Annotated in this window: 10 protein-coding genes; 9 read left to right on the forward strand and 1 reads right to left on the reverse strand. The window is 56.7% G+C overall.

Annotation, left to right across the window (positions count from 1 at the left end; all coding sequences use genetic code 11):
• The first annotated feature begins 37 nt into the window (after positions 1–37).
• The 3 genes from FYK55_RS14205 (at position 38) to FYK55_RS14215 (ending at position 6,215) form a co-directional block, all read left to right on the forward strand.
• Positions 38–3,094, forward strand: a complete 3,057-nt coding sequence (locus tag FYK55_RS14205; RefSeq protein ID WP_150077092.1) for a chemotaxis protein CheB — start codon at positions 38–40, stop codon at positions 3,092–3,094.
• A gap of 114 nt (positions 3,095–3,208) precedes the next feature.
• Positions 3,209–5,560: a PAS domain S-box protein gene (locus FYK55_RS14210; RefSeq protein ID WP_161604501.1), complete on the forward strand. Its 2,352-nt coding sequence runs from the start codon at positions 3,209–3,211 to the stop codon at positions 5,558–5,560.
• Complete coding sequence (locus FYK55_RS14215; RefSeq protein WP_150077094.1) at positions 5,550–6,215, forward strand: response regulator transcription factor; 666 nt, start codon at positions 5,550–5,552, stop codon at positions 6,213–6,215. The genes FYK55_RS14210 and FYK55_RS14215 overlap by 11 nt, the downstream gene beginning before the upstream one ends.
• A gap of 168 nt (positions 6,216–6,383) precedes the next feature.
• Here the strand turns inward: FYK55_RS14215 and FYK55_RS14220 are convergent, their stop codons facing one another.
• Positions 6,384–6,749 carry a hypothetical protein gene (locus FYK55_RS14220; RefSeq protein WP_150077095.1) on the reverse strand — a complete coding sequence of 122 codons (366 nt, stop codon included), beginning with the start codon at positions 6,747–6,749 and terminating at the stop codon, positions 6,384–6,386.
• Between the two features lie 311 nt (positions 6,750–7,060).
• On the opposite strand from FYK55_RS14220, the gene FYK55_RS14225 reads away from it, so the two are divergent.
• The 6 genes from FYK55_RS14225 to FYK55_RS14250 all read left to right on the forward strand — a co-directional run bounded on the left by FYK55_RS14225 (position 7,061) and on the right by FYK55_RS14250 (position 12,461).
• Positions 7,061–7,765, forward strand: coding sequence for an SDR family oxidoreductase (locus FYK55_RS14225; protein ID WP_150077096.1), 705 nt, complete (start codon positions 7,061–7,063; stop codon positions 7,763–7,765).
• A 288-nt stretch (positions 7,766–8,053) separates the two neighbouring features.
• The gene (locus FYK55_RS14230) at positions 8,054–8,938 is read left to right on the forward strand and encodes an RNA polymerase sigma factor (RefSeq protein ID WP_150077097.1); all 885 of its coding nucleotides are present in this window, start codon (positions 8,054–8,056) and stop codon (positions 8,936–8,938) included.
• A 90-nt stretch (positions 8,939–9,028) separates the two neighbouring features.
• Positions 9,029–9,781, forward strand: coding sequence for an SDR family NAD(P)-dependent oxidoreductase (locus FYK55_RS14235; RefSeq protein ID WP_150077098.1), 753 nt, complete (start codon positions 9,029–9,031; stop codon positions 9,779–9,781).
• A gap of 41 nt (positions 9,782–9,822) precedes the next feature.
• Complete coding sequence (locus tag FYK55_RS14240; RefSeq protein WP_150077099.1) at positions 9,823–10,110, forward strand: DUF1330 domain-containing protein; 288 nt, start codon at positions 9,823–9,825, stop codon at positions 10,108–10,110.
• Positions 10,111–10,513: 403 nt separating this feature from the next.
• Complete coding sequence (locus tag FYK55_RS14245) at positions 10,514–11,137, forward strand: TMEM175 family protein (RefSeq protein ID WP_150077100.1); 624 nt, start codon at positions 10,514–10,516, stop codon at positions 11,135–11,137.
• Positions 11,138–11,186: 49 nt separating this feature from the next.
• Positions 11,187–12,461 (forward strand): LssY C-terminal domain-containing protein, encoded by a 1,275-nt coding sequence (locus tag FYK55_RS14250; protein WP_150077101.1) that lies wholly within the window; start codon positions 11,187–11,189, stop codon positions 12,459–12,461.
• Positions 12,462–12,498 lie beyond the last annotated feature (37 nt).

Consider the following 12,498-nt stretch of genomic DNA (forward strand, 5'->3'; position numbering starts at 1 on the left):
AGCGAGCCTCGGTCAGCCAACTATCAAGCAGGATTCAATGGCAAAGAAGAAAGCCACCCGTGTAAAGTCGAGCGGGAAACAGAAGGTCGATCCCCAACCCAGTCAGCCCGCCGCCAAGACTGAAGACGGTAGCCAGCCGAAGACCACGGCGGGGCAAGAGAACCGCTCGGAAACTCGAACGCCCGTTGCCGGATTGTCCATCCAGGCCAAGACGCCGGCGTCTGATTTCCCGATCGTGGGCGTCGGCGCCTCGGCGGGAGGACTGGAAGCGCTGGAAGAATTGCTCAAAAACATGCCTCGCGATCCTGGCATGGCTTTCGTGATCGTCACACACCAGCATCCGGATCACAAGAGTTTGCTGCCTGAGTTGTTGGGCAAAGTGACGAAGATGCCAGTTGTCGAAGCGGATGACGGCACGAAGTTAGAACGTGACCACGTTTATGTCGGCCCGCCGGGTAGCCACCTGGCAATTCTCAATGGAACGCTCCATCGAATGGACATTGAGACGAAAGAATCGCCACGATTGCCAATCGACTACTTCTTTCGCTCGCTATCCGAAGATCAAAAAGAAAGAGCGATTTGCATTGTGCTCTCGGGCACGGGAACGGACGGAACGCTGGGGTTGAGGGCGATCAAGGGCGAATCCGGCATGGCGATGGTGCAGGAACCCCTCACCGCAAAGTATGCCGGGATGCCTGCCAGCGCCCAGGGAACCGGATTGGTCGATTACGTACTGACCCCCGCCGCAATGCCGAAACAGTTGGTTGCCTACGTGCGCGGCCCGTATTTCGCCGGTGCGACAACCGCCGCCGAACCGCCAATCGTTCCGACAGAGCCGATGCAAAAGATCTTTGTGCTCCTCCGCAATCGCACGGGGCACGATTTTTCCGCGTACAAATCCAACACCATTCGCCGGCGCATCGAACGGCGGATGAATGTGCACCAAATCGACAAGGCGAACCAGTATGTCCGCTACTTGCAAAAAAATCCGCACGAAATCGATATGCTTTTCAAGGAGCTGTTGATCAGTGTCACCAGTTTCTTTCGAGACCCGCAGTCCTGGGACGCACTGGCAAAGCGGGCATTGCCCGAGCTACTCAAGTCGCGCCCTGAGAACTACACGCTGCGCGCGTGGGTACCGGGATGCGCCAGCGGCGAAGAGGTTTTTAGTCTGGCCATTGTGCTTCGCGAGTGCATGGACAAGACCAAGCGGCATTTTGACGTTCAGATCTTTGGCACCGACCTCGACAACGCCGCAGTCGACGCCGCCCGCGTCGGCCAATACCCGAGCGGGATCGGCGTCGATGTTTCGCCCAAACGGCTGGAACGCTACTTCCTGAAAGAAGAGAACGGCTACCGCATTCGCAAAGAGATACGCGAAATGGCAATTTTTGCGATGCAAAACGTCATCAAAGATCCCCCCTTCACGAAACTTGACCTGTTGTTTTGCCGCAACCTGCTGATCTACTTAAATTCGGATTTGCAAAAACGCCTGCTGCCGATCTTCCACTATGCGCTCAAGCCAGGAGGCTTGCTGATGCTGGGTCCATCGGAAACGATCGGCACCTTCGGTGAACTGTTCGAAGCGGTGGACAAGAAGTGGAAAATCTTTCGCCGCAGAGGAACCGCAACGAGTGTTCATTCCATGCCCGAAATGCCGGCTTCGCAGACGCCGGCGGAGACGAACATCAATGCTCTCCCGAAGCTTGCCGAGTCGACTCGTGAGACAAGCATCGCAGCGATGCTGGAAAAATCGGCAATGGCTCGCTTCTGTCCCCCATTTGTCGTTATCAACGATCGCTGCGACATCATTCACGTTCATGGACGCACCGGCGAATTCTTGGAACTTGCCGAAGGACAATTGCGGACCAACATCTTGGACATGGCCCGCGAAGGATTGGCGCACGACTTGGCGTCAGCCATACGACAGGCCGCAGCCACCGAAGATGAGGTGATTCGCGAAAACGTCCGCATCAAATCCAATGGTGGTTCCGTGTTCGTCGATTTGGTGGTGGCCAAAATTTTGGAACCCGAACCGATCCGTGGATTGTTGCTCGTCACGTTTCGTCCCGTCCCGCCCCCAACCGTGTCGGAAAAACAGCAAAGCCGCCGCAGCAGGGCCAGTCCGGATCGCGTCGAGGTACTCCAGCGGGAACTGCAGTACATGAAGCAGTCACATCAGGCAACCCTGGAGAAATTGGAGACTTCGAACGAAGAACTCAAGTCGACCAACGAGGAGCTGCAATCCACCAACGAGGAGATGCAAAGCACCAACGAAGAACTGGAAACGTCGAAGGAGGAGATGCAGTCGCTCAATGAGGAACTGACCACGGTCAATGCCGAATTGCAATCCAAAGTCGAAGATCTGTCGCAGGCCAATGACGACATGCAGAACCTTCTGAATGCCACGGACATTGCCACGATCTTTTTGGATGACGACTTGAACATCAAGCGTTTTACGGAACAGGCCGAAAAAATTATCGCGATCCGTCCGACCGACGTTGGAAGGCCGATCGGCGAATTGATGTCGTACCTGAAACAGGTCGACCTGAAGCGGGACTGCAAGAGCGTTCTGGATACGCTGATGTTCAAGAAACGAGAAGTGGAAACAACCGACGGCGGCTGGTTCCTGATGCGGATCATGCCCTACCGCACCACCGACAAAGTGATCGACGGACTGGTGCTGACGTTCGTCAGCATTCGAGAAATGAAGGAAGCCGAGAAGAGCAGCGAACAACGGACGTTTTTTGAGGCAATCTTTGATACCGTGCGGCAGCCGTTGCTTGTGCTCGATGAACAGCACCGCGTTACCTCCGCCAACCGCTCCTTTTATCAAACTTTTCGGATGCGTCCGAAACAGGTTCAAGGCAAACCACTTTGCGAATTGGGCGATGGAGCCTGGGATATCCCGGAATTACGCGAGTTGCTCGAAGACATTCTGCCACGGAATTCGACATTCGATGACTACGAAGTGGAGCACGAATTCCCCAAGATCGGCCACAAAGTATTCGTGCTCAACGCCCGCCGTCTGGATCACCACACCTCAATGCCCAGCATGATCCTGCTGGCGATGGAAGACATCTCGGAAAATTAGCCCAAGGCGACCGCGATGGCAGAACGTAAATCCGAACTCCGCTCCACCCCTCGCAACACGCTCCGTGCGCGTGCCGAAGAAATGCTCGCTATGTCAAGGAGCGACGTTTCCGGGATGTCACGAGAAGACATTCAAAAGCTCGTTCACGAGCTTCAAGTGCATCAGATGGAACTCGAAATTCAAAACGAAGAGCTACGCCGAGCCCAGACCGAACTGGCCTGTTCACGAGACCGTTTCGCGGATTTATACGATTTCGCACCGGTCGGATACCTGACCCTCGATCGACACGGCGTAATCTTGGAGGCGAATTTGACTGCCGCCACCATGTTGGGGGTCGAACGCAACGGCCTGGTCAATCGCAAGCTGACCGACTTCCTACCCGATCAGGCGAAGGAGGCTTGGCACCTGCATCGTCGAACTGTCTTCGCCGACAGTCGAAACAGGGTTGTCGAGCTTCCGCTGCGCGCTTCCGATGGCCGGCCGCAGAGGATTCGGTTGGAGAGTCGTGCCTGTTCCGATGCGGACGGCAGCGTGAATCGCTGCCGTTCGGCGATGATCGACATTGCTGAACAGGAAATCGCGAAGGAGGCGTTTCAGCGTCTGAACATCAACCTGGGGCAATCGCTGGTCGGCAGCGAGACGATGCTGAATCGAAGCATCGAGCACGTGCGGCTCTTGACCGAAGCGGTCGCCCATTTAGGCGAAGGGATTTTGATCACCAATGACGATTTGGACTGGCCCGGACCTCAAATCGTTTTCGTCAATGATGCGCTTTGTCGTATCACCGGCTACACCTCTGAGGAGTTGATTGGCCAGTCGCCGCGTATTCTTCAGGGAGATGCCACCGATCGCGATACGCTGGAACGAATCAAATCCGAATTAGCTGCCGGACGTTCGGTGCTTTTCGAACTGGCCAATTATCGCAAAGATGGCACACCCTATGATGCCGAACTCTTCATCACGCCGCTATTCGATTCAGACGGTCGCCGAACGAATTTCGTCGCGATCCACCGAGACATTACCAAGCGGAAACAATCCGAAGAGGGATTGCGTCGTGAGCACGAGTTGAGTGAAGGGATCATCGCGTCCTCGCAGCACATCATCGTCTTGCTGGACACCGAAGGGCGAATCAAACGCTTCAATCCCTACCTCGAGGAATTGGCCGGTTGGCAGCTCGCCGAGGTGCGCGGACGTGACTGGTTTGAGGTCTTTGTTCCCGAGCGCGAACGAAGGAGCGCGAGAGGCTTGTTCGATCGTTCGCTCCGCGGTGAACGGACACGTGGCGAAGTGAATTCGATCGTCGCCAAGGACGGACGGGAGCTCCGAATTGAGTGGTACGATGCACCGTTGACCAGCGCCGATGGTGAGTTCAACGGCTTACTTTGCACGGGTCAGGACGTCACCGAGCGGTTGCAGGATCAGCAAGCGTTGCGAGAACGGGAAGAGCGTCTGCAGGCGGTGCTCAATACCGCAGCCGATGCCATCATCAATATCGACCGGGACGGCGTTATTACCGATGTGAACCCCGCCACCGAAAGGCTGTTCGGATACACGGAACAAGAGCTTATCGGCCAGAACATCAAGATCCTGATGCCTTCCCCCTATTGTGACGAACATGATGACTACCTTGCTCGGTACCGTGAGACCGGTGAGGCCCGCATCATTGGCAGCGGCCGGGAGGTCGCGGGAAAGCGTAAGGACGGATCCACCTTCCCGATTGATTTGGCTGTCAGCGAAGTTGACCATTTGGATTTGTTCACCGGCATCATCCGTGACAGCAGCGAACGAAAAATGTTACTTCGAGACCTTGTGGGAATCGCGGAGGACGAACAACGCCGTATCGGACAAGACCTGCACGACGGCACGCAGCAGGAACTTGCCGGACTTGGGATGCTGGCACAGACGCTCCTGAACAATCTCACGAATGAATCTGGCGATCAACCGGACGCGTCGAGATCGAAACAACGTAGTTTGGCGCAACGAATTGTTGAGGGAATCGACCGAGCTCACCGAGAGGTACAAACGGTTTCTCGGGGACTGGTCCCGGGAAGACTTGATCAGATGGGACTGGTCGAAGCCTTGCGTGAACTCGCGTCCCGGACCGATCAGCTGTCGGGCATCACGTGTGCATTCAAATGCGAGCGGCCGATCCAGATCGGCGACGACTTGACGGCGACGCACCTGTACCGGATCGCCCAAGAAGCTTTGACCAACGCTTTGAAACACGCCCGCCCGGAACACATCCTCGTTGCATTGGAGTACGAAGACGGACAGATCGTGCTTCGTGTCGCAGACGATGGAAAGGGTTTTGATTTAGCTCGACGGAGCGATGGAATGGGATTGAAAACCATGCAATATCGTGCCAGCTTGATTGGTGCCGGACTCACGGTGGAAGCCGTTGAGACGGGGGGCACGCTGGTCTCGTGCACCGTTGCGGACGGGGAGGTACAAGACGATGACCGCTAGGAAGTCGAATCCCGCCAAGATCCTGATCGTTGATGACCATCCCATGATGCGCGACGGTCTGGCGACACGAATCTCCGACGAAACGGATCTCTCGGTTTGCGGGGAAGCAGAGGATGTCGCCGAAGCCATGCAGAAAGTGCGTGATCTGCGTCCGGATCTGGTGATCGTCGACATTTCGCTGAAGACCGGGCACGGCATTGACTTGATCAAACGAATCCGAACGCAACACCCAAAGACCAAAATGCTGGTCAACTCCACGTACGACGAAACGGTCTACGCGGAACGATCGCTGCACGCCGGGGCAATGGGGTATCTGTGCAAGCAAACCGCGCGCGAGACACTGATTGACGCGATCCGTACGGTCCTTGCGGGTAAGACTTACGTGAGCCCGGAGATGACCGAGCGCATCTTGAAAAGTCGGGTGGGCGGGATAGTCGAATCCGGCAAAAACCCAATCGACAGTCTGTCCAATCGTGAACTGGAAGTTTTGACACTGATCGGCCAAGGCCAGACCACCGGCGCCATCGCGACGCTTCTGCACCTGAGCGTACACACGATCGACACCTACCGCGAGAAGCTGAAGATCAAGCTCAATCTCGCTAACAGTGCCGAACTGAATCGATACGCCGCCCAATGGGTGCTTGAACATGGGTGAGATCACTTTCCCAAGTCGAATCCACGCGTTGATGAAGTAGACCGTGTTTCAACTTGAGCCGGGCGCTGCGCCCATTTCCACTGCGTTGCACCCGAAGACGTTTCTTCATTAGCAGACAGTGGTGTCAGATAAAGTCTCGACTACTGCACATCAAGCGTCCGAATCGATCTAGCGGTTGGTCCCGCCGAAGGCGGCTAGCCCACCCACCAGGTCACTCTGGAGTCTCAACCGAAGAAGCCCTGTTTCGGCCGGTTCGTTCTGGTCATTTGAATCAATCTGTGTCTCGGATTTCAAATATTTCTCGAGCCCCGCAATGCGTTTGGCAGCAAGCCCACGTTGCAGGAAGGACAAGATCAGGAAATTCTCAAGCGTGGAGATGCCGTTTCCATAGCCGAGCGTCGTCGCATGCATCACTCCTTCGCGTGCTTGTCGTTCAAGTTCGTCGTGCCGGCCCAAGTCGTAGAGAGCAGCGCAGATACCTGTCATGACTCCGACCGTTTTCGGATGAACCTCGTGGTGAAACTGGCGACTCATCTTCAGACATTGACGATAAAGGTCGAGGCGTTCCTGGAAAGGACGCTGAGGACTCTCGTCGAGAACGCACGGCACACGCACGGTTTCGATGAGGTCATCGCGATCTCCCCAGTTATCTCGACCGACGTGGGTTCGGTGTGGCCCAGATCCACATCGATTTGACTCACCTCCGCGCGAAAAACTCGTTCACTTCTGCGTTCCGGTTTCATCGACCGGGAAGGAATCCCCACCGGCCCGAGTCACACGAAAGGTTTGGCCTAAGCTACAACTTCCTGCTGGTACATCCGATCATTCATTCAGGGAGAACTCTCATGCCAACACCGATCCATCTGGTGACCGGAGCGACGTCCGGTATCGGTCAGGCAACGGCAAAACTGCTTGTCGAACAGGGGAAGCGGGTCGTTGGCATTGGTAGATCGATCGAAAGGCTGCCTGAAGGGGTTGAGCCGGCGCAGTTGGACCTGCGCGATGTCTCTGCCATCAAGAACTTCTTTCAATCACTTGCCGACGACCAGGAATCGATCGCCAGCCTGCTCAATTCCGCTGGTCTGGCTCTCTCCTCCCGAATTTCCGACGGCGACCCGGATGATTGGCAGCGGATGTGGGAAATCAACGTTCATGCGCTCGCTTTGTGTTGCCAGTGTGCGCTGCCGTTGATGGAAGAAGACGGTTTGATAGTCAACGTTTCCAGCCAGAGCGGTCACCGTGTGCCGAGTGCGGGCGGATTTTACGCACCGACCAAATTCGCCGTGAGCGCTATCACAGAGGCGCTACGCAAGGAATTACGTGCCGCAGGTCGTCGCGTCCGCGTCGGGGCATTCTCGCCCGGCTTTGTCGATACACCTATTCTGGGTGATTATCTTCGCCGCAATCCGGATCGCGAACAACAGTTGCGGGACGCTCAAGCATTGTTGCCTCCGGCTGCAGTCGCGTCGCTCATCGTGAGCATGATCAATCAGCCACCGGAAGTCGAGGTTGGTGACATTCTGGTCCGAGCGCGGGGACAAGTCTCCTGAGTGTGTGGCCAACCTGCGTCCGGCAATGAAGCCGAAGCCGCGGGCGGGGTCAGCCACCGGATCGCGATCGGCGGCCAATCGCTGCAAATTGCTTCACGGCAGGGACGGCGGTGGCTTTCCTGAAGGGCCCGCGTCACCATCGAAAGCTTCGTCCCGCCCATGGCTGAGTGCTACAGCAACCAATTGGGCCATTTGCGGCAAAATCGTCTCATGTCTGTCACAGTGCCTTCCGGGAGGTGTCTCTGTGGGTACCACGACCTAACTTTGAATGCCCCCATGAGGACACCGATGCCCAATCCTTTTGCAGAAGCCGCGGACGATGATTCTGACGACGTCGAACTGGTACGCCAGTCGAAGGGTGGCAATCGTGAATCGCTCGAAAGACTCGTCTTACGGCACCAGGCTTGGATCTACAACATTGCCGTCCGGATGGTCTTCGATCCTCAGGATGCTGAGGAGGTGACCCAGGAAGTGCTGATCAAGGCAGTCACCCGACTCAGCACGTTTCGCGGCGAGAGCAAGTTCCGTACTTGGCTGTACCGCATCACGGCGAATCACGTCCTGAACATGAAACGCCGCGGCGGCGAAGTGGTGCCACACACTTTTTCCACTTACGCCGATGCCATCAACGGAACCCCCGACCTGGACCTGCCCGACCCCAGGAGCGTGCCGGTGGACGTTCCACTTTTGGTCGAAGAGACCAAGGTCGCTTGCACGACGGGCATGCTGCTTTGCCTGGATCGACGGCAGCGGTTGATCTTCACGCTCGGGGAAATCATCGGTGCGTGCGATACCGTCGGCGGCGAAGTCATGGAAATGACGGCGGCCAACTTTCGCCAATGCTTGGCACGCGCTCGCCGCGATCTCTATCACTTCATGAACCGACAATGCGGGCTGGTGAATGCGAGCAATCCTTGCCGCTGTCCGAAGAAGACCAAGGGATTCATTGACGCCGGGCACGTCGACCCGCATCACCTGCTCTTCGTCGCTCCTCACGTCCAGCGGATTCGGGACGCAGCCGCCGACACGATTCGTGAAATTGACGAAGTGGCCGATCAAACCTTCGCGGCCATCTTTCGCGATCATCCGTTTCTCGAGTCCTCGGAGCAGGCCGGGTGGATTCGACGGCTGCTCGATCTGCCGGAAGTTCGCGCAACACTCGATCTAAACTGAGATTCTTGCCCGGGTGCTTGTCACACTGGGCACGGCGGCGGGTCTGTGCCATTGAGAGGCAGTTTCTTTCTGGCAATGAGGACACTTGAGATGTCGCAATTAAGAGAGCGTGTGGCACTGGTAACGGGGGCATCGAAGGGCATCGGTGCAGCGATCGCAAGGGAGCTGGCCGCGGCAGGGGCAGCGGTCGCCGTGAATTACCGGGAGGACCAACGCGGTGCAGAAGCAGTCGTTCAGGAGATTATCGCCTCGGGTGGTCGTGCCGTGACGGCTCGGGGCGATGTCTCGAAGGCGGACGACGTCCGGCGGTTGCTGGCGGAAGTCGCGGAGACTTTCGGCACGCTGGATGTGCTGGTGAACAACGCGGGCGTTTACCAGCCTATGGGTATTGAAGCATTCACTGAGGAAGAGTTTCAGCGGGAATTCAACACGAACGTCCTGGGGCCGATGACCGTGATCCGCGAGTCGCTCGCCTACTTTGGTTCCAGTGGCAGCATCATCAACATCGGTTCCGGAGCCTCGCAAATGTGTCCGCCTGACTATTGCATCTACGCCGCCAGCAAGAGCGCGCTCGATACCGTGACAAGGTGTCTCGCGAAAGAGTTGGCCTCACGTCGCATCCGCGTCAACTCCGTCAATCCTGGGGCGACGTTGAGCGAAGGGACGAAGTCGGCTGGGTTGTATGGCGCCGGCAGCGAGTTCGAACGCCAGCTTGTCGCCATGACGCCGCTCGGCCGCATCGGGACGCCATCGGACATTGCAAAGGTGGTCGCTTTTGTTGCGTCCGACGATGCCGGCTGGCTGACGGGCGAAATCATCCTGGCGTCCGGCGGCCTGCGATAGTCGCCGCGGACGAATTCACTTGCAACCACAAAGGTCCATTTATGTCAGCATACATCGTATTTATCCGTGAGAAGACGCTCGACCAGTCGGAGCTAGAATCGTACTGGCAGAAAGCCCCTGCCGCGATGGAAGACCATCCCATCAAGCCGCTGGCCGCTTACGGTCGGCACGTGACGCTCGAAGGGCCAGAGGTGGAGGGAGTCGTGATCGCCGAGTTTCCGAGTCTGGAGGAGGCCCGTGCTTGGTATGACAGTCCGGCGTATCAGGAAGCCACTCAGCACCGGCTTCGGGGCGCCGTCTACCGAGGGCTGATCGTGGAGGGAGTGTGACCCGTGGCGGTGAGGCCCTGTCTGAAACCGATGGCTTACGCAATCTCTTGATTGCACGCTGTTTGAACGTGCGATTGCCCTCCACTCCGCCGCTGCTCCTGAATTGACCCGCGTCCCCATTTAAAGCTTTCCTTTCAAAATGGCTTGCAATACGATCAACTATCGTCTGACCGAGCAGCCTGAATTGGCGGGAGCTTGACTTGGCTGCCCTCTTGCGTGGCCAGCTGGACAGCGCCATTTTCAATTACGAACACCGTGAGTCGCAGTGCGATAAGCGGCAAGGCGCTAGCCGCCGGTCGATGCGAGAGCACCCGTCGTTCGCACCAGGCGGCTCACCCAAAGTGGTGCTGTCCAGCAAGAGAGTGGATCGTGTCGCAGGCATTTCGCAAAGAAGGCAAAAGTCATGTTCAAGCCTGAGCGAGTTGGCGCTTTTTGCGATGGTGTCATCGCCGTCTCGATCACAATTCTTGTGCTTGGAATCCAAGTTCCTTCCTCGACGAAAGTCCCCGAGAAGGAACTGCTGGCATTTCTCAATGAGTCCTTGCTCCCAATCCACGGGTACGTCACAAGTTTCTTCCTGATCGGAACGTATTGGGTGCAGCATTTTGCGATCTTTCACTACATCAATCGCGTTGACAAGTTCTTCATTGCCCTCAATGGCGTTTTCCTCCTGTGCGTGACATTCGTCTCGTTCCCGACCGGTCTGCAGGTGACCTATCGGAACGACGAACTGGCGATGATTCTCTACGCATTGACTCAAGCAATGTGCGGCCTTTCGTTGATGGCGATTTGGTCTTACGCAACGCGTGGTCATCGATTGATCGGCGAGCAAGTGACGGAGGAAGTGATTGCAAGTATGCAGAAACGTATCTTCTACACGCCGCTTGTCAGCCTGCTCGCAATCGCACTCTCATTTGTCAATCTAAACGCGGCTCGCATTATTTTTTTGGCGATTCCACTCAGTTGCTTCACCCACCGAGTTGTCGACGACGGATGGAGTGAGCCGGACCATCGATCCAACGATTGAACGAACCAACCCAAAGCTGGCGGGGCGTCTCCGACGAGAATGAAAAACAATGCCAAAAGTAACTTCCAGGCGACCGCGACTACTCACCGTCGGTTATGAACCGCACCCCGAAGACAAGTCGTTCCTGGACCGTGTGCAACGGCAGGCCAACGATGACCTGGAGGTCAAGGTCGCCGTCCTGAGCGACCGCGAAAGCGAACGTTACTTCGGTGTGCAACTAGCCCACCGCGGTTTGCAAGCTGTTTGGATCGAGTCCGTGAACCAATCCGAACATCCCTACCGTCTCGACCTCTATAGTGTCGATCCGATGTACTACACGCCGCTCGAGGCGGCCTACGTGAGTCATTTTTCTCTCGGGGAACGATTGCTTAGCTTTGGGTTGCTGGCGTGGTTGTTCTTGCCTCTCTTGCCGCTGTTGCCCTTCAAGCTCGCGAGCGCCCACGCCGCCAACAAGCGTATCAATCGACTTTTTAAGCAAGAGAGCTTTCGGATCGGTCCAATCGCACCTGGTTCCAAACGTGCGGGATTTGTTTTCACGCATTTGGACGAAGGCACGAAGAACTTGGATCTCGAGTTCAACGCCGCAGGGAAAGTCTGTCAGTTCAGTTTTTCGTTACAGGTTCCCGGACTGGTTGTCCGCGATACGGACGAGCCTGCCGAAACGAGCCAACTTCGTGAAGTCAGCGGCGACGAGTTGAAAACGTGGTTAGCCTCCTTCGCAAGGTGCACGACCAACAAGCTGGGAACCATCGAAGGGGATCCGCTGAACCTGGTCGTCATCGGCGACCGGATCACGATTCGGCAGTGTTTTGGCGGCAGGTGGGACGAGTCCGAAGCGATCACCTTGTCGACTTGCATCAAAACTGCTCGCGCCTTCCTGCTGGATGCGGGATACCGGTATTCGCCAGTCAGTTCGCTGTTCGTGGACGGGAAGATGCAGACACTTGCACTGCAAAAAGCGCGCGCCAGTATCAACGAACGAATCCATTTGCGACTGTGGCCAACGCCGCTAGCGTTCGAGCAGCAACCCGTTTGGATCGGCCAGGTCAGCCGCGATATCGGGGTCCGCTTCACGGCCAAGACCTGGAATCTGACGACCCATCGTATCGATCCTGACGTGGACGAAGCACGCGACTACGTGATCGACAATCTTCTTTCGGCGCAGCGAGTGGCGAAATACGGGTATGTGTCAGGTGTCGAAGGGGCCAGCGAAGACGAACCAAGACACAACCTGACGGGCGATCCCTACTTCACGGACGGCAACCGTGCAGTCCTAATCTTGGCCCGCGCCAGCACAACGGCGGACTTCCTCCAGTGGAGCTGACGAACGCTACAATCAAACGATGAAGTTGAGTCTTTCG

This window comes from Roseiconus nitratireducens (assembly GCF_008629675.1).
Taxonomy (GTDB): Bacteria; Planctomycetota; Planctomycetia; order Pirellulales; family Pirellulaceae; genus Stieleria; species Stieleria nitratireducens.

Coding starts and splice junctions, on each gene's coding strand:
- FYK55_RS14205 (WP_150077092.1), top strand. CDS start 38: ATGGCAAAGAAGAAAGCCACCCGTGTAAAGTCGAGCGGGAAACAGAAG.
- FYK55_RS14210 (WP_161604501.1), top strand. CDS start 3,209: ATGTCACGAGAAGACATTCAAAAGCTCGTTCACGAGCTTCAAGTGCAT.
- FYK55_RS14215 (WP_150077094.1), top strand. CDS start 5,550: ATGACCGCTAGGAAGTCGAATCCCGCCAAGATCCTGATCGTTGATGAC.
- FYK55_RS14220 (WP_150077095.1), bottom strand. CDS start 6,749: ATGAGTCGCCAGTTTCACCACGAGGTTCATCCGAAAACGGTCGGAGTC.
- FYK55_RS14225 (WP_150077096.1), top strand. CDS start 7,061: ATGCCAACACCGATCCATCTGGTGACCGGAGCGACGTCCGGTATCGGT.
- FYK55_RS14230 (WP_150077097.1), top strand. CDS start 8,054: ATGCCCAATCCTTTTGCAGAAGCCGCGGACGATGATTCTGACGACGTC.
- FYK55_RS14235 (WP_150077098.1), top strand. CDS start 9,029: ATGTCGCAATTAAGAGAGCGTGTGGCACTGGTAACGGGGGCATCGAAG.
- FYK55_RS14240 (WP_150077099.1), top strand. CDS start 9,823: ATGTCAGCATACATCGTATTTATCCGTGAGAAGACGCTCGACCAGTCG.
- FYK55_RS14245 (WP_150077100.1), top strand. CDS start 10,514: ATGTTCAAGCCTGAGCGAGTTGGCGCTTTTTGCGATGGTGTCATCGCC.
- FYK55_RS14250 (WP_150077101.1), top strand. CDS start 11,187: ATGCCAAAAGTAACTTCCAGGCGACCGCGACTACTCACCGTCGGTTAT.